The 19466-nt window shown below is 67.0% G+C and carries 21 protein-coding genes and 1 tRNA gene; 11 read left to right on the forward strand and 11 right to left on the reverse strand.

Going from position 1 to position 19466, the window contains the following annotated elements; genetic code table 11:
• Positions 1 to 10: 10 nt before the first annotated feature.
• The 3 genes from E0H45_RS43250 to E0H45_RS17370 form a co-directional block, all read right to left on the reverse strand.
• The gene (locus E0H45_RS43250) at positions 11 to 541 is read right to left on the reverse strand and encodes a DUF6529 family protein (RefSeq protein WP_131338481.1); all 531 of its coding nucleotides are present in this window, start codon (positions 539 to 541) and stop codon (positions 11 to 13) included.
• A 24-nt stretch (positions 542 to 565) separates the two neighbouring features.
• Positions 566 to 1240, reverse strand: a complete 675-nt coding sequence (locus tag E0H45_RS43255; protein ID WP_131338483.1) for a hypothetical protein — start codon at positions 1238 to 1240, stop codon at positions 566 to 568.
• 87 nt (positions 1241 to 1327) lie between these two features.
• Positions 1328 to 1816, reverse strand: coding sequence for a VOC family protein (locus E0H45_RS17370; RefSeq protein ID WP_131338485.1), 489 nt, complete (start codon positions 1814 to 1816; stop codon positions 1328 to 1330).
• A gap of 115 nt (positions 1817 to 1931) precedes the next feature.
• Here E0H45_RS17370 and E0H45_RS17375 point away from each other — a divergent pair.
• Positions 1932 to 2017 (forward strand) — tRNA-Leu (locus E0H45_RS17375).
• Here E0H45_RS17375 and E0H45_RS17380 read toward each other — a convergent pair.
• Positions 1999 to 2454, reverse strand: coding sequence for a hypothetical protein (locus tag E0H45_RS17380; protein ID WP_131338487.1), 456 nt, complete (start codon positions 2452 to 2454; stop codon positions 1999 to 2001). The two genes, E0H45_RS17375 and E0H45_RS17380, sit on opposite strands and share 19 nt — an antisense overlap.
• Positions 2455 to 2483: 29 nt before the next feature.
• Entirely contained in the window at positions 2484 to 2924 is a 441-nt protein-coding gene (locus E0H45_RS43865; RefSeq protein WP_420323341.1) for a recombinase family protein, read from the reverse strand.
• Here E0H45_RS43865 and E0H45_RS43260 point away from each other — a divergent pair.
• On the forward strand, positions 2835 to 3182 hold the full coding sequence (locus E0H45_RS43260; RefSeq protein WP_238155061.1) for a hypothetical protein: 348 nt from the start codon (positions 2835 to 2837) through the stop codon (positions 3180 to 3182). The genes E0H45_RS43865 and E0H45_RS43260 overlap by 90 nt on opposite strands.
• A gap of 114 nt (positions 3183 to 3296) precedes the next feature.
• Complete coding sequence (locus tag E0H45_RS42900) at positions 3297 to 3959, forward strand: hypothetical protein (protein ID WP_202872368.1); 663 nt, start codon at positions 3297 to 3299, stop codon at positions 3957 to 3959.
• A gap of 3 nt (positions 3960 to 3962) precedes the next feature.
• Here the strand turns inward: E0H45_RS42900 and E0H45_RS17395 are convergent, their stop codons facing one another.
• Together E0H45_RS17395 and E0H45_RS17400 are read right to left on the reverse strand one after the other, a co-directional pair.
• Entirely contained in the window at positions 3963 to 4925 is a 963-nt protein-coding gene (locus E0H45_RS17395) for a 1-aminocyclopropane-1-carboxylate deaminase/D-cysteine desulfhydrase (RefSeq protein ID WP_238155062.1), read from the reverse strand.
• A 304-nt stretch (positions 4926 to 5229) separates the two neighbouring features.
• Complete coding sequence (locus E0H45_RS17400; protein ID WP_131338491.1) at positions 5230 to 6012, reverse strand: phytanoyl-CoA dioxygenase family protein; 783 nt, start codon at positions 6010 to 6012, stop codon at positions 5230 to 5232.
• Between the two features lie 65 nt (positions 6013 to 6077).
• On the opposite strand from E0H45_RS17400, the gene E0H45_RS17405 reads away from it, so the two are divergent.
• Positions 6078 to 6908 carry an AraC family transcriptional regulator gene (locus E0H45_RS17405; RefSeq protein ID WP_131338493.1) on the forward strand — a complete coding sequence of 277 codons (831 nt, stop codon included), beginning with the start codon at positions 6078 to 6080 and terminating at the stop codon, positions 6906 to 6908.
• A gap of 381 nt (positions 6909 to 7289) precedes the next feature.
• Here the strand turns inward: E0H45_RS17405 and E0H45_RS17410 are convergent, their stop codons facing one another.
• Positions 7290 to 7847, reverse strand: coding sequence for a GNAT family N-acetyltransferase (locus tag E0H45_RS17410; RefSeq protein WP_131338495.1), 558 nt, complete (start codon positions 7845 to 7847; stop codon positions 7290 to 7292).
• A gap of 592 nt (positions 7848 to 8439) precedes the next feature.
• Here E0H45_RS17410 and E0H45_RS17415 point away from each other — a divergent pair.
• On the forward strand, positions 8440 to 9387 hold the full coding sequence (locus E0H45_RS17415) for a hypothetical protein (protein WP_131338497.1): 948 nt from the start codon (positions 8440 to 8442) through the stop codon (positions 9385 to 9387).
• Between the two features lie 244 nt (positions 9388 to 9631).
• Here the strand turns inward: E0H45_RS17415 and E0H45_RS17420 are convergent, their stop codons facing one another.
• Positions 9632 to 10063: a hypothetical protein gene (locus E0H45_RS17420; protein WP_131338499.1), complete on the reverse strand. Its 432-nt coding sequence runs from the start codon at positions 10061 to 10063 to the stop codon at positions 9632 to 9634.
• A 681-nt stretch (positions 10064 to 10744) separates the two neighbouring features.
• Here E0H45_RS17420 and E0H45_RS17425 point away from each other — a divergent pair.
• The 3 genes from E0H45_RS17425 to E0H45_RS17430 are packed head-to-tail and all read left to right on the forward strand — an operon-like array spanning position 10745 to position 13330.
• Positions 10745 to 12082, forward strand: coding sequence for a type I glutamate--ammonia ligase (locus E0H45_RS17425; RefSeq protein ID WP_131338501.1), 1338 nt, complete (start codon positions 10745 to 10747; stop codon positions 12080 to 12082).
• Positions 12079 to 12204, forward strand: a complete 126-nt coding sequence (locus tag E0H45_RS43645) for a hypothetical protein (RefSeq protein ID WP_272948991.1) — start codon at positions 12079 to 12081, stop codon at positions 12202 to 12204. The genes E0H45_RS17425 and E0H45_RS43645 overlap by 4 nt, the downstream gene beginning before the upstream one ends.
• Positions 12191 to 13330 (forward strand): amidohydrolase family protein, encoded by a 1140-nt coding sequence (locus tag E0H45_RS17430; RefSeq protein ID WP_131338503.1) that lies wholly within the window; start codon positions 12191 to 12193, stop codon positions 13328 to 13330. Before E0H45_RS43645 ends, E0H45_RS17430 begins: the two co-directional genes overlap by 14 nt.
• 112 nt (positions 13331 to 13442) lie before the next feature.
• On the opposite strand, the gene fusA is transcribed toward E0H45_RS17430, so the two are convergent.
• Positions 13443 to 15530 carry an elongation factor G gene (gene fusA, locus E0H45_RS17435; RefSeq protein WP_131338505.1) on the reverse strand — a complete coding sequence of 696 codons (2088 nt, stop codon included), beginning with the start codon at positions 15528 to 15530 and terminating at the stop codon, positions 13443 to 13445.
• A 392-nt stretch (positions 15531 to 15922) separates the two neighbouring features.
• Between fusA and E0H45_RS17440 the strand changes: the two genes are divergently transcribed.
• Together E0H45_RS17440 and E0H45_RS17445 are read left to right on the forward strand one after the other, a co-directional pair.
• Complete coding sequence (locus E0H45_RS17440; RefSeq protein WP_131338507.1) at positions 15923 to 16528, forward strand: ankyrin repeat domain-containing protein; 606 nt, start codon at positions 15923 to 15925, stop codon at positions 16526 to 16528.
• 75 nt (positions 16529 to 16603) lie between these two features.
• Complete coding sequence (locus E0H45_RS17445) at positions 16604 to 17392, forward strand: alpha/beta fold hydrolase (protein WP_202872369.1); 789 nt, start codon at positions 16604 to 16606, stop codon at positions 17390 to 17392.
• A 444-nt stretch (positions 17393 to 17836) separates the two neighbouring features.
• Here E0H45_RS17445 and E0H45_RS17450 read toward each other — a convergent pair whose 3' ends face one another.
• Positions 17837 to 18736: a hypothetical protein gene (locus E0H45_RS17450; protein WP_131338511.1), complete on the reverse strand. Its 900-nt coding sequence runs from the start codon at positions 18734 to 18736 to the stop codon at positions 17837 to 17839.
• Between the two features lie 67 nt (positions 18737 to 18803).
• On the opposite strand from E0H45_RS17450, the gene E0H45_RS17455 reads away from it, so the two are divergent.
• A complete protein-coding gene (locus E0H45_RS17455; protein WP_131338513.1) occupies positions 18804 to 19403 on the forward strand; it encodes a hypothetical protein in 600 nt (199 codons plus the stop codon).
• Positions 19404 to 19466 lie beyond the last annotated feature (63 nt).

Below are 19466 nucleotides of genomic sequence, written 5' to 3' on the forward strand. Positions count from 1 at the left end.
GCGGGTCCTTTCAACGGATGACGCCGAACGTGGTGAAGAACCACAGCGCCGAGGTGAGCCACAGCCCGATCAGGCCGGTGAAGACAGCCCCGCCCGCGAGCGGGAGCAGCCAGGACGGCGCGCCCGCTCGGGTGAGCGCCAGCATCTTCACGACGAACGCGCCGTAGAAGAAGCAGCCGAGCAGGGAGTGGATCAGCACGCGCGGTTCGCCGTACTGGAAGCCCAACGCGTAAAGGCAATGCGCGACGACGGGGAGGGTGACGAAGACGGCAGCTCTCCCGGACCAGCGGTGCAGGGGTGCGAGCTGCGGCCGGCCTCGGTACAGCGCGGCTGCGCTCGCCAGTTGGAGCAGGCCGAGTACGGCGGCCAGCGTGGCCAGCCAGCTCTTGACCGCCTGGAAACTGGAGAAGCCCGCGATGTCGATCGCCACGCCGGTGGGATCGTGCAATCGCCCGTAGACGCCCAACGCGACGGCCGCTGCAGCGCCGGCGATCAACGGGACCGCAACGGCACTGCGACTCGCCACGGACGTCGTACTCATCTACCCACCTCCATCTGCTCCACCTCAGAAGGTCTCGTCGCCGGCGATGGATTGAGCGGTGACGGAGGCACCGTTCACAGTGGCGGATCGGGTCGCGGGGTCGAGCGGCGGTGCGGCGGCGGGAGTGCCGTCGTTGTCGATGCCTACCTGCGAGCCGTCGGGGAGGACGATCCAGCCGATCGTCGACGTGCTGTTTTTGGCCCGGTAGAGGCCCGCGGGTGGTGGTGCCAGGGTCGCAGTGAACCGCAGGGGGCGACCGCGCAGCGTCAGTTCTCCTGAGGCGGCCTTCGCGGTGACGACGCCGGTCAGGCGCTCCCCTGTGCGCGAGCGCAGTACAAGCTGGCCTGAGCTGAAGGTTCCTGTCAGCCAAGCCTCTACGCGGCGGCCATCGCATATGTAGGCAACGGCCTTGGCACCCTTGACGGCGACGGCGAGCGTCGCCTCCCGAGCTGCCGTCCGGCCGACGTACACCACTTGGTTCTGCGCGGCCGGCGGCGTCGTTTGCTCCGGCGTCGCGCTCGTCTGCTCCGGAGTGGTCGGCGCCGCGGTCGTGGGCGTCGGCGTCGGGTCAGCCGTCGCTGTCTGGGTGGCGGTCGGCGCGGCGGCCGGACTGCCGGTCTGCGTGCTGTTGACCACCAGCAACCCGACCAGCCCGACGGCCGTCGCCGCGAGCGTCACCAACGGACTACGCTGCCCCATCGCCCCACCCCGAGCCTCGGTCTCACCCCGAGTCGAGGATCCCGCCCGCCCGGCACCCGGTCAACGGCTCGGGAACCATCACGGCTTTCAGAGCACCTTGAGGCCGTACATCTCCCCCAGCGGATCGGAGATCAGTTCGATCCGGGCGCCGTCGGGGTCGCGGAAGTAGATCGACGTACCGCTCTCCTCCTGGAACTCGACGCCGTGCTCGACCAGGCTCGCCTTCAGCCGATCCCACTGCCCGGGCTCGACCGATATCGCCAGGTGGTGCAGTCCGCCGAGCACCTCGGCGTACGGCCCGAGGTCCAGCCCCGGGAAGTCGAAGAACGCCAGCAGGTTCCCGTTCCCGATGTCGAAGAAGAAGTGCGTCGACCCCTCGTAGTCCCGGTTCCCGACCATCTCGGTCAGCGGGAAACCCAGCACCTCCTGGTAGAACCGCACCGTCCGCTCGACGTCCGCGCACAGTAACGCAGTGTGATGCAGCCCACGCGCCGACGACGCCGTGCCGCCCTTCAAGTACGCCGTACGCAGCCGCTCACGATCCGCTTCAACGGCCGAGAGATCGATCTCCGTCATCTCCACCCACCCTTCGTCCAGCCCCATCAGACACCCCGGTCCGCCCGATGTGAATTCCACCCCTGGAGTTTGCTACTGTTCTCCGGTCGGTACCGCTGAGGCGGTCAGACCACTCGTCCGGGTGGCGGAATAGGCAGACGCGCTAGCTTGAGGTGCTAGTGCCCTTCGCGGGGCGTGGGGGTTCAAGTCCCCCCTCGGACACCCTTCTTAACCCCACGCAGGGCGGGAGTAATCGCCACGTCCGCCATCTGCAGTCGGTGGTCATAAGCGATCGCGAGGCCCAAGGCTTCGTACAGCTCGGCCAAATCGTTACGGTCCGCGAGATCCAGCGCCTTCGCCATGTCACCAAGCTGCGTCACCAGCGCGCGGATGTCGTCTGCGGTCAGTTGAGGCACTGGATCGACAGCCTTCGGACCGACTTCCGCAGCTCGCTTGTCGGCCGCTGCCGCGTTGTACTGCTCGGTGAGGGTTTCCGGATCCCAGCCCACCTCGATCGCCCGCCGCAGGCGCTCCATCGTCGACTCCGCGGCCGCGATGCGGCGCCGGAATGATTGCGCTTGGGTCTCAATCCTGTCAGCCAGCTCATCGGCGTCGGCCAGCGCCTCCACAGTGCGCTGGATGTGCGCCGGGGCGAACAACCGGGCGATCCACGCGTTGATCTTGGCTGTCAGGTGGTCCTCGCGCAGATAGACGTTCGCCGGATGGTCCTGCAGCGCGGGTGACCCGGCGCGGACATCTCCAGCTGCACTCGCGTGAAGTCCTCGACCGACACGATCGCCGGATGGGCAGGCTCGCGTGATCGCACGATCCTCGACGCCGGCGAACGCTTGTACCTGACGACTTGGCCCGCCGCGACGTCATCCGGGTCAAGCAGCTCCTCGACTTTCTGCCACCTGCCGTAGATCGCGTACCCCGTGTACCGCGGATTGCACAGGATTGCCCTGACTGTCGAGCTCTCCCAGCCGTCGCCTGCACGGCGTCGGTTCTGATGAGGAGTGTGAGCAGCCGGACATGGGACGTGCTCGGCATTCAGCAGTTGGGCGATGCCCTTGTGACCGACACCTTCGAGGTATATCGCGAAGATCCGTTCGACGGCTGGCGCCGCCACCTCGTCGACGGCGAGGACTCGCAGCCGGTAGCCCTCCTGCGCCTTCCGCGGGTTCGGGTGTGGTCCTGCGTCGACGACCTGATAGCCGTACGGCGCACGCCCGCCCTGATGCTTCCCGTCGATCAGAACCTGAGCCGCTATCGCGGCTCGAACTCGACGCTGCACGTGCTGCCGCTCCGACTTCGACAGGCCACCCGTGATCGTCATCGCCATGTCGTGCACCGTGTTCTCGGCATCGAATCGTCCACCGAGATCTGACTTCTCCATGCGTGTTCAACGCACGAGCTATGCACAGTCCTCAACGCTTCGCAACGTCAGCGGGTTGTCCGGCGCGGGTCAGTCGTCGAGCCACTCTTCGCCAATCGCGTCCCGATGCGGACCCTGGTGATAGCCGAGGAGGCACGGTTCATCCGTGCGGGGATTCCGTGCGTCGCAGTCCAGTTCTTGCGCAGAACGGAGCACCGGCCATTCGCGTCCGCTCTGCCTGGTCAAATCCACTTCCCCGTCCTCCGATCACAGCCATCGCTTGGATCGGCCAGGGCGACGGGGCAGGAGAACCGCACACCACCCGGCGTCCTCGCTCGCCTGGCCGAGCTCTACCAGTGCTCTGTCGCCGACCTCGTCATCGACCTAGCCGACTACTCGAATCTCGACACAGCCCGAGCCACAAGCGGCGACCTCAACGGTCTCTGGCTCTCCCGCTACAGCTACTTCTCCACCGGCCGCGACGCCAGCCTGCAAGGCGAACACACCATCCGCCTCCACCACACCGGCAGCCGGCTCCACGGCACCAATGATCCCGCCGACGGCGAATCACGGCTGACACTCGATCTGTCCGTCAGCGGAGCCATCGCCACCGGAACCTGGAAAGAGCGAACCGCGCCCACCGGCTACTACCGCGGCGCGGTCTACCACGGCACCATCCAACTAGTCGTCAGCCCTCACGCCCGCGGCATGAACGGCCGCTGGCTCGGCTTCGGCAAGAACTTCATCGTCAACTCAGGCGACTGGCACCTCGAATGGCTAGAAGCCTGACCGTCAGACCTCCGGCACCTCGCCGGACCCACTGATCAACGCAACGATCGTCGCACCTCTCGGAAACGCGTTGCGAGCCACCTGATCGAACAGTGCGTACATCATCTTCGCCTCGTACACCCAGTCCAACCGCACACCGTGCCGCACCTCGAAGTCGTCGATGAACTCGCCGAGCTCAGGCGTCCGCTTCGCATAGCCACCGAAGTGGTAATCACACTCAAGCCGCCAAGCCCCAGTACGCGCGCCGTACGCCTGCTCCTGGAGCGCAACGATGTCATCCTCAAGGAACGCGCCACCCTTGAGCACCGGAACCCCAATCACTAGCTGATCCGGCCGCATACCGGCAGCCACACCCGCGAGCGTCCCCCCGGTACCAACCGCACAGAACACGACGTCGACGGACGCATCCAGCTCGGCCGGCAACTCCGCACATCCCCGGACCGCGTCGGCATTGCTGCCACCCTCGGGAATCAGATAGAAGTCGCCGAACTCCCGACGCAGCGCCCCGATCACAGCCTCCGAGGCCTTCGCCCGGTACGTCGTCCGGTCGACGTACATCAGCCGCATACCGCGCGAGACGGCATACTGAAGCGACGAGTTGAGCGGCAGATGCTCCTCACCACGAATCACACCGATCGTGCCGAAGCCGCAGTACGACCCCACCGCAGCAGTCGCCCGGATGTGATTCGAATACGCCCCACCAAACGTCAGCAGCGTCCCGAACCCCAACTCCCGAGCACTCGCGACGTTGTACTTCAACTTCCGCCACTTGTTACCCGGCACTTCCGGATGAATCAGATCATCCCGCTTCAGCAGAACCCGCACCCCCGCAGCCCTCAACCGGTCGTCATCAATCTCAACTACCGGCGACGGCAACCGAAGCCCCGCAATCAACCCATCCTCCACCACGCCAGCATGGCACGCCGCAATGCTGGCTGCCTTCCCGCAGGCCCAGCGTCCGACCACGACACCAAGGCCGCCGCTGCTGCCCCACCAGCCCGATCGGCCGTGATGTCCTACCGGTCCACCACCAGCGCAAGAATCCTGCCACCACCCCCGCGCCCCTCGGGCCAAACGACAGACCGAAACGCTGACAGTCGAGCAATCGCTCGAAGGGACCTGGCCGCCCGCGGTGACTGGCAGCAGTTCCGGGGGTACTGCCGACGAGGTCGGAGTCCAACTCGATGCATGTGCGTGCTCGGCCTCGGACGCACCTGCGGACCGCACTCGTCGAGGCACGAATGATGCCCGGCGGCAGGGCCGCTGGCGGTCAGCCGTCCGTGGGGTGGGCGGCGCCGGCTCGCTCTTCGCGTGCGGTGCGCCGGGCGGCCTGCCACGGGAAGTCGCGCAGCGCGGCGGCCTGCTCCTCCGGGGCTCCGCCGCTGATGATGTACGCCCGCCGGTGGTCGGCGGACCGGTTCGGGGACGTGTAGTGCAGGGTGCGGCTGGCGTGGATCGTCGCCCCGCCGGCCGGGATCGGACACGCCACGGCGGTGGAGACATCGACCGATCCGGGCTCCACTTCGAGGCCGTGCACCCGTGGGTCGCCGCCGATCGGCCGGTGCGGGACCACCTCGCCGCGGTGCGAGCCGGGGACGAAATGCATGCAGCCGTTGTCAACCGTTGCCTCCTGCAACGGAATCCAGATGCTCAGCGCGTGGTAGCTGACCGCCGGGTTCCAGTACGCCTCGTCCTGGTGCCAGGGCGTCTCGACCCCGTTCCGGGGCGGCTTGTTGATCGCATGGTCGCCCCCGAACGTCGCCTCCGGACCGAGCAGCTCGGCCAGCACCTCCTTCGCGCGATCGAGCGTCTCGCTGCGCAGCAGCTCCGGCGCGTACCGCGACGGGTTGAGGATCTGCGGGAGGTTGGCCTCGCTCTCCTCGTCGTCCGCACCGGCCAGGTCGAACTGATCGCCGGCCGAACGTCCGGCCCGCTCGGCGAAGAGACGGTCGTAGATCGTACGCATCCGCTCGACCTCCTCGGCGGAGATGAAAGACTCGAGCGCGAGGAAACCCTGGTCGTGGTACCGGACCACATCGTCTGTTGTCAGCATGACCACGACGGTAGGGACGGCTCCGACAGCATGCGTCCGGAATCGAACCCGAGAGAAGATCGAACATGGCCGACCGACTCGAGCTGCAGGATCCCGGCCTGCCCGGAGTCATCGCTCTCGGCCGCTATCGGTACTCCTATGCGCACGACGTACTCGGCGCGCACTCCCACCCCGGATGCGTCGAGGTCTGCTACCTGGCCCGGGGACGGCAGCGCTACCGGCTGGGCGACCGGGTCTATCAGCTCAGCGGCGGCGACCAGTTCGTCACCCTCCCGGACGAGCAGCACGACAGTGCCGGCGAGCCCGAGGACAAGGGCGTCCTGTACTGGCTGATCGTCCGCGTCCGTGACTCGCCGCTGCTCTACTTGGACAGCACCCGCCGACGACAGCTGACCCAGGCGCTACTGGGCATCCCGACCCGGCAGTTCCGAGCGCACCCCGAGGCAGGGTTCCTGTTGGACGACGCGATCGCGCAGCTCAGCGGCCAGTCAACCGAGCTCGCCCGACTCCAGGCGGCGATGTCCCTCGCGCAGTTCCTGGTCCGGACAGTGACGGCGAGCGCCGCCGACCAGGCGCGGCCGGTGTCGGCGGTGGTAGACCGGAGTAGGCAGTACGTCGCAGAACATCTCGGCGAGACGATCACCGTGCCGATGCTCAGCCGCGCCGTCGGCCTGTCACTGGCCCGCCTGCACGCACAGTTCCGCCAGGAGCTCGGATTGCCGCCGGGCGAGTTCATACTCCGCAGCAAGATCGAGCACGCCCGCACCTTGCTCAGCGAGACCGATCTGCCGATCACCGAGATCGCGCACTCCCTCGGCTTCGCCAGCACGCAGTACTTCGCCACCGCGTTCAAGCGGCTGACCCGAACCACCCCAACGGCGTACCGACGTGGGTAGGCGCCTCGTGCTCGTCCAGCACCCGCGAACACGTGCTCGGGCTGGTTCGGGACGGTGGCTGGTCCGATTGAGCAAGTCTGATCGACTCCAGCTGGAATCAGCGGTTACAGGGTCAGACCGCCGGGGTGAGGATTGAGGTCGAGGCGTGTGGTTAGGGTGCGTGTTGCTCCTCGGACACCAAACTTAAGTCACGCAGAGCGGGCTTACGGAAACTTCAGCCGATCTGGTCTCGTGGTTGTAACCGCTTGCAGACCCAGCGCTTCGTACAGCTCTCGCATGTGGCTCGCATCCGCCTGTTCTAGCGCCGCCATCATCTCCGCGGCCCACTTCAGAACCCGCCGCGTTGTACTCAACCAACGCCACGGGTCCCCGCGTACCGACTCAACCTGCAGACCGTGATGCAGGACGAGTTAGCCGGAGCATGGCGGTGAGGACCGGGCCGTCGACGGACGGCTGCTGCGTACTGATCGGCTCGTACCCCCAGGATTCGTAGAGCGCCTTGACCTTCCCATCGCCGTTCAGCGCGTTGACCAGCAACGAGACCTGCACCTCGGGACGATCGCGAAGAAGGTCGTCGTGGATCAGCCGGGCGATCCCCCGCCCCCGCCACGGCTTGCGCAGCATGATCTCCTTCACCGCCACAGTCGACGCCTCGGCACAGCCATCAGGAATCGGAGTCGTCATCCGGCGCCACCAGCGATCGTCGGGCGTTACGGCGTTCGCGTACGCAAAACCCACCGGCTCTGCCGCGTCGTAGCCGATGACAACTTCCCACCCGGGATCGGAAGCGTGCCTCGCGAGCTGCTCCCCGAAGCGCTCAACCGAGTAGTGCGGAAGATGAAGCTGATCCGCACGTACGTCGGCACACACCTCGATCAGCGCGCTCCACACATCGTCGATCACCGTGGAGTGGCACAGCGCAATCCCGTCAGGGGTCACAGAAGCTTCCTCAATGAGTCGTGTGCGTAATGGTCCCAGGCGGTTGCCGAGTCGCTGGCTGGCGCGGCGATCCGCAGTGCGCTGCCGAAGTCTTGAAGCATCGAGGTGACGCGTGGACGCAGACCTGTCGGTTCGATCGGAGTCGATATCGCGGTGGCGACCGCTTCCTCCAGATGGTGTAGATCTCTTCCAACCTAACGGCCGCTACGAGCCGAAAGACTGGAATCCACGCCCGACCTGCGCGTTTGTGTCTCAGCGTTCCTCGGTGGTGATCGTCGCCGCCATCGTTTCACGGAGCTGTGATGGAGCAGGAAGTCGCCTGGAGCAACCTTTGCGCGCTCGGGCAAGACGATTGAGAAGATGCGACTGACCGGCGTCGGCTTGTTCGGCGACCTCGTTGTCCGACAGTTCGCGGGAGGACGGCATGATTCCGCGGGGTAGGGACCGGGCAGTGCTTGAGGAAAGTCATCCGTGGCAGCCGACAGTTCATCACATCGCGGGATGTCTGCGGTCGCGGGCCAACGACTGTTGTTCCGGCGCACACCTCTCAGTACTCTCCGGCTATGTCGGCCGGCCACAGGGGTGAGATGTGATGAGTGATGTTTACGGCTGGTTCAACGGATTGCAGCCTGCTGCCGCTGCTGCTTTGGTCTCGTTGATCGTTGCGCTGGTGACCACGGTCGCGACCGTGCTGATCGCTCCGTCGGTCAAGTACGCGTTCGACCGCCGATTGGAGAACCGGAAGCTGGATCTGGCGTACCGGTTCGAGCAACGAAAGGCCCTTAAAGACCACATCGGACGGCACAAAGGAGCGTTCCTGGAGTCGGCCGAGGCATTGAGCGGGCGGTTGCAGAACTTCCACGTCCACGAGCAGCGGGGTTGGCTCGAGTTGAAAGGGAAGTACACAGGCGAGATCGCCTACTACCCGAAGACCTTTGCCTACCGCCTCCTGCTCGCGCTCGGGACAGGGCGGGTGCTGGAACGAGAGGCCCTGTTCATCGACGCGAGTGTGGCCAGTGATGACGACTTCAGCTTCCTGAAGGCCGTCAAACTCAACGCGCTGGTCTGGCGGATGGCTTCCCTGTTCGACCAGGTGCCCTACAACGACGAGGAAGCAGAGGACCACTTCTTCAAGGACTCGCTCGCCTCCATGGCAGACTCGTTCTTCGAGGACGGCAAGGTGCTTAGCCTTCGGCAGTTCACAACGGCGATAGCCCAGCACGAGCACCCTTATGTCGATGTCTTCCGGTTCTTCGACGGTATGCATGCAAAGGATGGCCGTCTTCGCTACCAACGACTGGTCTGTGCGCACCTAGTACTGATGGTGACACTCAACAGCTTCGGCTACGACTTTCAGCAAACCGAGCAAGGAAAATTGCGAGACGTGGCGACGCTCCTCAGCGCGCCGGGCGTTCGCGCCAATCTCATCCAGCTGATCCAGCGGATGAAGCTTGAGCGTGATGCGAGCTTCGCGCAACTGGTCGAGATCCTGGCCGAGCCGACCTCCATATCGCCGGCGTATCAAAAGCCGGCTGTGTAAGGGGGCAACTCTCAGCATCCCATTGACCTCACTGACAGGCACGACCGGTAGCGGACCAAACACGACCATGGCAGCGGACCGCCGCGACCACGGACTTGTTTGCCGGGCAACGCGAACATCTTGCTCGGCACGCTCGGCCCCGGGCTGCCCTACCGCGTTCCGCCGAACAAGATGCCGGTGCAGGAGGCGAGCCCGGTCCGAGGACGTCCGCAGCAGTAACGACGACGGGCGAGCGGCCGCCGGTTCACTTGGCCTGGGCGACGGCCTGCAACTGCGGCAGCAGTAGTGCCGCCTGCTTCGCCCGCGCGGAGACACCGAGCATCTCGCGAGCCAGCAGCACCAGCGAGATCGGGAACATCACGATCGCCACCAGGATCACGAAGATAGCGGCGAGGCCGTCCAGGGCCGAGTCGTTGCTGCGGGCATCGCCGCTGCTCGGTGAGGAGAAGTTCAAGCTGTCGCGCTTGCCCGTCTCGAGGAGACACCGGAACTTCGGCTTGTACGGGCGCACCGTCGCCTTGCTCCAGTCGGCGAACCGGAGCCTGATGCGGCTGCGGATGAACACGGCGCGGGACACCCTCGTCACCGCGGGCAGTTGACGCCACGGACGGTCGGGGCGCTCGAGGACCGAGATGCCGCCCTCGTGGACATGCAGTCCGGTAACGGTCTTGTTCATCAGGACCATCGTCACGCCCGCGGGTACGGGAGCCTCGCACGCGGCGCGAATCTCTTCGACCGTGTGTTGCGGCAATGGGTCGGCTTGCTTCTTCGCCACGATGTTCCCTCTGGAGGCCGTGATCGATTCGTCCCCGGAAGGCTAGCGTCTGCCCGCCGGCCACTCGGTGGTCTGAGTCGTGCCGCCGTTCGCGTGTCTTGCCACACGGGCGCCGCGGACGTGTCTGCGACGTGGTGTTTCATGTCCTCGCATCGGCAACCCATTCGCGAATGCGCCGCAACAGCTCGCCCCGGTGCCGCTCAGCAAAGGTCTACAAAGCCCCGTCCGACGACTTCTTCGCCGAACTCCAGGCGTGTGGTTAAGGTGCGTGTTCCTCCTCGGACACGGTTCTTATCCACACAGTCGGCCGACGGGTCGACCTCCACATCGACTATCTGGCCGGTGTGGTGATACGTCAGCGACAGTCGAAATGACGAGTCGACCTCACTCAGCTCCTCCGGCTCAGCAGAGTCCAAAGCCTGCGCGACGTCGCCGAGCCGGTCGACGTACGCCTCGAGTACTTCACGGGTCAGACCGCCCGCCGCGAGCGGTCCGACTTCGGTCCATCCCCACGAGACACGCGGGGCCGTCTCGTCGGGTCGTACGAGGTCAACCGGCGGGTGAGGTGAGACGGTTTCTTGTATGGCCTCGCATCTCCTTCCCGTCCTCGGCGATGGCGAGCTCGTTGAGCTCGACGCCGACCTCACCCGGGCCGCGGTCACCGCGCTCGCGGTGACCGCCGTCGATCCCGGTGGCGTGCCTCGCGCGAAGTTCGTGCCGCGCGAGAAGATCGCGGAGACGCACCGGTCCGGGCTGGGGGCGGCACCGAGCTGGCATGTCTTCTGCATCGACAACGGCATCGCGTTCACGCCTGAGCTGGGCGTGCTCGGTGACCAGCGGCTGCGTCCCGACCTGCGCGCGCTGCGCGTGCTCGGCGGTGGCCTGGCCTGGGCGCCGGCGGAATTCCATGAACAGTCCGGCTCGCCCTCGCTGCTGTGCACACGCGGGCGGCTACGGGAAACGGTGGACGAGTTGGCGTCACTCGGCGTGACCGCTACCGTCGGCTGCGAGGTCGAGTTCGTGCTCACCGCCGCCGACGGCGCGGCGCTGACCGAACGCCCGTGGAACTGCTACGGCCTGACCGCAGGGCTGGACCGGGAGGACTTCCTCCTGCGACTGCTCGACGACTGCCGAACCGCCGGGCTCGACGTCGAGCAGTGCCATGCCGAGTACGGCGACGACCAGTACGAAATCTCGTTCTCCCCCACCGATCCGGTCGCCGCGGCCGACATGGTGGTACTGGCGCGCATCGTGATCGGCCGCGCGGCGCGGCGCTCAGGGCTTGCCGTGTCGTTCTCGCCGGTGCCGTTCGCGGGTGGTAGCGGCAACGGGGCCCACATCCATGTCTCGCTCGATCGCGACGGTACGCCGATGCTGTCCGGAGGGCCCGGATCGCACGGGCTGACCGTGGAGGGCGAGTCGGCGATCGGCGGCATCCTCGCCGGGCTGCCCGGCGTGGTCGGCGTGCTCGCCGGGTCCGTGCTGTCGGGTCAGCGGCTGCTTCCCGGGCACTGGTCGGGCGCGTTTGCCTGCTGGGGACTGGAGAACCGCGAGGCCGCAGTGCGTCTGTGCGCGGTCGAGGCAGGCAGCGCCAACATCGAGGTCAAATGTGTCGACCCGTCCGCCAACCCCTACCTCGCGACCGCGGTCGTGCTCGGATTGATCGTGGACGGACTGCGGCGCAGGACCCCGCTGCCGGCCGAGGCCACCACTCATCCGGCCGACGCGCAGCACCGGACACTGCCTACCGATCAGACCGCGGCGCTGGACGCGCTCCGGGAGTCGGCCCAGGCCAAACACATACTCGGCGCAGGCCTGCTGTCCGCGCTGCTGGCCGTACGGCGGCACGAGGTGACCGCCTTCGAAGGACAGGATCCGTCCGCAGTGGCCGACAGGTTGCGGTTCGCGTGGTCGGCATGAGCGATCAAGGAGCGATCCTGGACGAGGCGCGGCGCGGGCTGGACCTGCTGGACCGGGCCCTCACCGACATCGAGTCGGGCGGGTTCGACGACGAGAAGCCGGCCGGTCATGCGGGCTGGTGAAAGCGTCATCGAGCTGGCCGCCGAGTTGCCGCTGATCGACCACCACTGCCACGGCGTACAGACCGGCACCGCGACCGATGCGGAGGTGGAGCTGCTGGCCACCGAATCGAACTGGCCTGCCCCACCCGGCACGTCGGTGTTCGACAACCCGTTCGGGATCACGGTGCGCTCGGTGTGCGCGCCGTTGCTCGACTTGCCGCGGCATTGCACCGCAGAGGAATATCTTCGGCGCCGCGGCGAGCTGGGCGGCACGGAGGTCAGCGCGCGGCTGCTGGCTTCGAGCGGAACCGAGCGGTACCTGCTCGACACCGGCTTCCGGGCTTCGACGGTCATGACGCCGGACGAGATGGCGACCCTGACCGGCGCGGCTACCGAGGAGATCGTGCGCCTGGAAGCGCTCGCCGAGTCGATCGCGCCGGGCTGTACTGCCGCCGGCTTCGCCAGCGCGTTCGACGACGCGCTGGAGGCGGCCGCCGCAAACGCCGTTGGCGTCAAGTCGATCATCGCCTACCGGCACGGTCTCGACTTCGACCCGGCCCCACCGGAACCTGCGCAGGTAACCGCGGCCGCGGGCCGCTGGCTGACGGCAATCGAGGCAGGCTCACCGACGCGTCTCGCGGACCCGGTGCTGCTGCGGCATTTGTTGTGGCGGGCGGTGGAACTCCGTCAACCGATCCAATTGCACGTCGGCTACGGCGACCCGGACATCGTGCTGCACCGCTGCGATCCGTCCCACCTCACCGGGTTCGCGCACGCGACACGTACGACCGGCGCTCGGCTGATGCTGCTGCACTGCTACCCGTACATCCGTCAGGCCGCGATTCTCGCGCAGCTCTTCCCGCATGTTTGGCTGGACACCAGCTCCGCCGTCAGCCATGCCGGGCCGTCCAGCCAGACGCTGGTGCGGGAGTCGCTGGAGATCGCGCCGATGCACAAGGTGCTCTACGCCTCGGACGCGTTCGGCCTGCCCGAGCTGTACGCGTGCGGATCGTGGCTCTGGCGCCGGGCCGTCGGCCGGGTGCTCGACGAGTGGCTGGCCGACGATCTGATCGGCGCGGCCGACGCGCGTCGCTACGTCGAAATGCTGGGCCGCGGCAACGCCGTTCGAGCTTACGGTCTGGAGTAGACAGTGATCGAGGTGATGGCCGAGCTTGGCGGCTTGCTTGCCCTGAGCCCCCATGAGAACTGCAACTGGGAACGAACAGACCCCGCCCGCGGGCGGGGTCTGTTGCTTGGTTCTACCGGGACGGAGTTTCCTCAGATCTCGCGCCTGGTGCCGGGACGTAGCCGGTGGTTCGGGTGGTGAAGGTTCCGCGGCCCTGGGTACGGCTGCGCAACTGCGTTGCATAACCGAACAACTCGGCCAGCGGAACGGTGGCGACGATCACCATCGTGCCGGGTCGCGACGTCGTACCCGAAATCCGGCCACGCCGTGCCGCCAGGTCGCCGAGCACACCGCCCATGGCATCCTCAGGCACGGTCGCCGTGACCTCGGCGACCGGTTCCAGGAGCACCATCGCACTGGCACGCAGCGCTTCCCGGAGCCCCAGCCGGCCGGCCGTACGGAACGCCATCTCCGAGGAGTCCTTCGAATGGGTGGCCCCATCCGTCAGCGTGACACGCACCCCCGTCACCGGGTGCCCGCCGAGTGGCCCCTCAGCCAGAGCATCCCGGCAGCCTGCTTCGACTGCGCGGACATACTCCTGCGGCACCCGTCCACCGACGACGACCGACCGGAACGCGAAGTTCTCCGTGCTGTCGTCATCAGCTACCTCCAGCGGTTCGACGTCGAGGGTGATCTGGGCGAACTGACCTGCCCCGCCGTCCTGCTTGACGTGCCGGTACACAAACCCGGACACCCCGCGCGCGACTGTTTCGCGGTAGGTCACCTGCGGCCGGCCGACCCCGACCTCCAGCCCGTGAGCGCGACGTACCTTCTCCACCGCGACCTCGAGGTGCAGCTCGCCCATTCCCGACAGCAGCGTCTGACCGGTCTCGGAATCGGTCCGGACCGTCAGCGAGGGGTCCTCCTCGACCAGCCGCGTCAGTGCCGACATGAGCCGGTCGGAGTCGACGCTCTTGCGGGCCTCGACTGCCACGGCAACGACCGGGGCAGCCACGGCTGGAGGTTCGAGAACCAACGGTGCTGTCGGCGCGCACAAGGTGGCGCCGCCCCGTGCGGACTTCGGCCCGATGACCGCGACGATGTCGCCGGCGAACGCCTGCTGGACCTCCGCGTGCTGGTCGGCCTGCACCCGCAGGATCCGGCTGATCCGCTCAGTACGTCCCGCGCCCGCGTCCACCACCGTGTCTCCCTTCCGAATCGTTCCCGAATACACCCGCAGGTACGTCAACCGCCCGGTGGCGGTCGAGCTGACCTTGAACACGAGCGCAGCGAACGGCGCCCTCGGGTCGGCGATCCGCTCCTGTACGACGCCGTCCGATATGCCGCGCACCGCAGGCACCTCTTGTGGCGAAGGCAGATAGGCGACCACGGCGTCCAGCAGCGGCTCGATCCCGCGGTTGCGGTACGCCGACCCGCACAGCACCACCACGCCGGTACCAGACCGGGTCAGGTCCCGCAGTGCGGCAGCCAGCGTTTCCGCCGAGACCGTTGACCGCGCATAGAACTCCTCCAGCGCGACCGGGTGGAGCTCGGCGACGGTCTCCTCGAGCAGCCGACGTCGTCGCTTCGCCTGTTCCAGAAGGGCATCGGGAACCTGACGCTCTGCAAAGGTGTCGTCGTTCCAGACATACGCCCGCATCCTGATCAGATCGATCACTCCACTGAAGCCGGCCTCCTGTCCTATCGGCAACTGGACCACCAGCGGCGTCACGTGCAACCGCTCGCGGATCGAGGCCACCGCTGCGTCGAGGTCGGCGCCGGGGCGGTCCATCTTGTTGACGAACGCGATCCGCGGCACCCCGTGCCGGTCGGCCTGGCGCCAGACCGACTCGCTCTGCGGTTCGACTCCCGCGACGGCGTCGAACAGCGCGACGGCACCGTCGAGCACCCGCAGCGAGCGCTCCACCTCGTCAGAGAAGTCGACGTGGCCCGGGGTGTCGATCAGGTTGATCGAGTGCCCGTCCCAGTCGCAGCTGACGGCTGCGGCGAAGATCGTGATCCCGCGATCGCGTTCCTGCGAGTCGAAGTCGGTGACGGTCGTGCCGTCGTGGACCTCACCGCGCTTGTGGATGGTGCCGGTGAGATACAGGATCCGTTCGGTGACGGTGGTCTTGCCTGCATCGACATGGGCGAGAATGCCGACATTGCGCAGGCCGGACAGCGGGTGGTTCTGTTGTCGGAGGTCAAGGTTTGTACGCATGGGCCGATGGCCTTTCCGATGATCCGGATCGGGACAGCGCGATTCGCGGACGAAGCGACCTGTGTCAGGCCACGCGCCATATCCCCGGCGGCGCGGAATGCAGCCGCTGGCAGGGCAGGCTCGATCAGTTCGTCACGGACAGGGGCCGACCGCGCAGCCGGCACCTGACACACGAAGACACCAGGATCACGTCGTACCGAGACTGGGAAACACTCACAGCGATGCGGTAACGCACGGCCGGGCTCCCCTCACTCGTCAAAGCGCCTGCCCTCGCGGCGGCGCTCAGTTCGATCCAAGGGTAAGGGGACCCGCGATGCCGGACCACCGGATTTCACCGCAGGACCGGACCGACCGTACGCGCTGCGCCCTGCGCGGCCGAGGTAGCGTGCTGTATGGCCACCATCGACGACCTCGCCGGGCTGCTGGTGGCCATCGCGGCGGGTGACCGCACGGTCGTCAAGGCATCACTCGACGCCGGACCCCGGTTGGCGACGGCACGGTTGGCGCGACGCGAAGAAAGCTTCATGACCGAGTGTCAGGCGCAGGTCTACGAAGGCGACACGGCGCTGCACGTCGCAGCGTTCGCGTACGACGTCGAGCTCGCCGAAGACCTGGTGGCGCGCGGCGCCGACATCGGCGCCCGCAACCGCCGCGGCGCCGAACCTCTGCATGCAGCCGTCAGCGGCGGACCCGGCGGAACGCACTGGAACCCGCTCCGCCAGCAGGCGATCATCGAATACCTCATCGAAGCAGGAGCCGACCCGAACGCCGCCGCACTGGGCGGGGTCACCCCCATGCACCGAGCCGCCCGAAACCGGTGCTCAGCGGCCGTCGAGACACTCCTGCGCCTGGGCGCGAATCCTCGCCTGGCGAACGACCACGGCTCAACTCCGGCCGACCTCGCCCACTGGACCACAGGCCGCGGCGGCTCAGGCTCCGAGGCAGCCAAACTCGAACAGCGAGCCATCATCCAACTCCTCAACAACGCCACGGCCTGAAGCCCGGCGAGCGCTTGAGTCCGACGACGTGGTGGGGATGATGGGACGATGAGCCCTTCGTCGAACGGTTGGCCTGTGGTGCTCCTGCACGGGTGGCCGGTCACGGAGACGCATTGGCAAGGCCTGCTGCCAATCCTGCGTCGCAGCGGTTTCACATCCGTTCCGGTCACCCTGCCGGGGCTTGGCAAGCCGGCCGAGAGCACACCAAGTTTCAGGAAGAGCGACCTTGCGCACCGCCTCGGCAACGATCTGAGCGAGCGCGGACTTGCCCGCTTCTCGCTGGTAGGCCACGACTGGGGTGGAACGGTCGCGATTCTCCTGACCGCTGCAATGCCCCAGGCGGTGAACGCGGTCGTGATCGAAGAGGAGATCCTCCCCGGGATCGACATCGACATCCCCGCACCAGGCGCTGAGCACTATCCGTCCTGGCACGGACCGTTCAACCGCACACCCGGCCTCGCCGAACAGCTCGTCCCGGGCCGGGAAGACGCCTACTACGGGACCTTCCTCCGGCAGAGCGCCGGCCCGCCAGGGCTCGCCCCGGATACAGTCCGTTCCTACATCGACGCCTACACGACGGCCGATGCTCTGGAAGCCGGGCTCGGCTACTACCGATCCCGAGCCGACGACATCGCCGACGTCCAACGGCTCCAACAGAATCCGATCCACACGCCCGTGCTCGCGATCGGAGGACGATACGCGATGGGCTCCGCCGTCGCGGACGGCCTCCGCACGCTCTCCACAGACGTCACCGGCCTCGTCCTGGAACGATCCGGCCATTACCCCGCCGAGCAAGAACCCGAACCCGCCGCCGAAGCCATCATCGAGTTCCTCCAACGACACCGCGATCAGCCGGCCCCATAAGGCCTCACCGTGCATGTTGGTGCCGACAGCGGTCTGGTCGTGACGAGGGGCGGCAGCGACCGAGGTCCGGTGATCGCGATGGACGGAGGTCGGTTCGTCATGCGCGGGCCTCCGAGTTCCCAAGAGCGGAACCAGACTGACCTAACTGCGATGGTGGGGTTCACCGTCGCAGCGGGTTTCCGGGCACGACAAAGTGTCGTGAACGCTATGCCCGGTTCCGGCGACACGTCACGTGACATCCATTGCAACAACATGCAATCTTCAGCATCAACTGACGAGGGGGCCCGAAATGGTTCCGCTCAGAGTGGCGTACCCATGCGCTCCGACGCATCGTCGATGATGCACGCCGATATGCCGAGCTGCGGTTCGCCCGCCCCTGAATCGCTATGGCTATCCACGCCGCTAGAGCTCGAGGCAGCGGCGACAACCTACCGGCATTGACCGCTATGGCCACGTCGCCTGGTCGACCTGCTCGCTCGCGACCCGGATCTGCAGCTCGGCACGTATCGCAGGATCGAGTCCGCCGGAGTCGACCAGCACGTCCTCGCGTCGGCGACGGGCGAGCCGGATGACGCATTCAGCGACCAGCGCCGGCCACAAGGCATCGCGGCGGGGCTCATGCGCGCCGATCAGGTTTACAACCAGCGCGTCGATGGGCTCAAGATCCAACCAGCGCCCGGGTGGCACGGTGGAAGACTCCGCGCGATCGATCCAGCGGACGGTGGTCGTGGCGGGCTCGTCCGCATCCCGTGGCGCAGAAGGAATCTGAGCGGCGGATACCTCCGGCTTTCCTGGTGCGTCTCGCGCGGGGGAAGGCGGAGTGACCGACGTCCCCGGGGTCAACGACAGCGTGATCGGCGTACGCCCGGTGCCGCCGGACAGTTGCAACCTCGCCTCGGACTGGACGACTGGGCTGAGCGCGTCGAGGGAGTGCGCGACGAAATAGCCATCCGGCGCTTGGGCCACGATCCGTGACAGCGGACCGGCGAAACTAATGCCGCGCTCCTCGTCGTGGAGTTCCGTGAAGAGGATGCGCGCCTGCGGAAAGTGGCCCCGCAAGATGGCGAGTGCCGAACCGCTCACGACGGGTGTCAGCACGATGTTCGCGGAGTGCGGTGCGGACCTCATGTCGACGACGGCGTACCCCGGGCCGAGCATCTCGCTCAGCTCCGCCCGAGCCAGTTTCGACAGAGGCATGGCGGTCACCACGAGTACCGTCGAACCGGCGCCCTGCTCGGGCGTTCTGGTCAACAAATACTCCTTCGGGTGTCGCTTCAAGTCCGTCTTGGCAAGGTCGCCGATCATATTGTCGCTGCCACTGACTCCCGGGTCGCGGTCCGACACCCTTGCTTCGGCGGTTGGTGGTCGGCTGGTTTCGTTGATTGGTGGTGGCGCGGTTAGGGTCTGCCGGGTGTCCAGCTTCGATGTCGCCGCGTCAGACCGCACAGTGCAGGATGTAGAGGATCGCGCTTGGCGCGAAGTGTCGGACGTCGGTGTCGCCGCCGCCCGGATCGAGTGGGCGGGCGCCGCGCGGGAGCTGCTGATCGTCGCAGCCAAGAAGTACCAGGCACTCAGGCAGCAGAAGGACATCGCCGCGGGCGTGCAGGAGTTGACCGGCATCCGCACCAAGCAACCGGCCCGGCAGTGGATCGGTGGCGTGCTCGCCGAGGTGTCCGCGGAGAGCCTGCGGCGCGGTGAGCCGATGTTGTCGGCGCTGTGCGTCAATCCCGACGAGAGCGTCTTCGACGGGTACGCCGCGATCGTGGGTGCGGCAACAGGTACCACTCCCCCGGACGCGGATGTGCACGCCTCGCACGAGCGCGTCGCCAGCTACCGTCACTTCGAGGCGGCAGGCCTGCCCGCCGACGGTGGCAGCGCGATGATCCCGGCGAAGCTCGCCGCCGCCCGCGCGCGGGCCCGCAAGGCCGCGATCGCCGAGCGCCCGATCAACAAGTGCCCCCTGTGCAACCTGCAGACCCCGGCCAACGGGATCTGCGACACCTGCGCCTGATCGCAGTTGTCACCACACGAGGTGACCCGCGGCGAGGTGAGCGGGCAGAGGCTACGTTGGACT

This window comes from Kribbella soli (assembly GCF_004331345.1).
Taxonomy (GTDB): Bacteria; Actinomycetota; Actinomycetes; order Propionibacteriales; family Kribbellaceae; genus Kribbella; species Kribbella soli.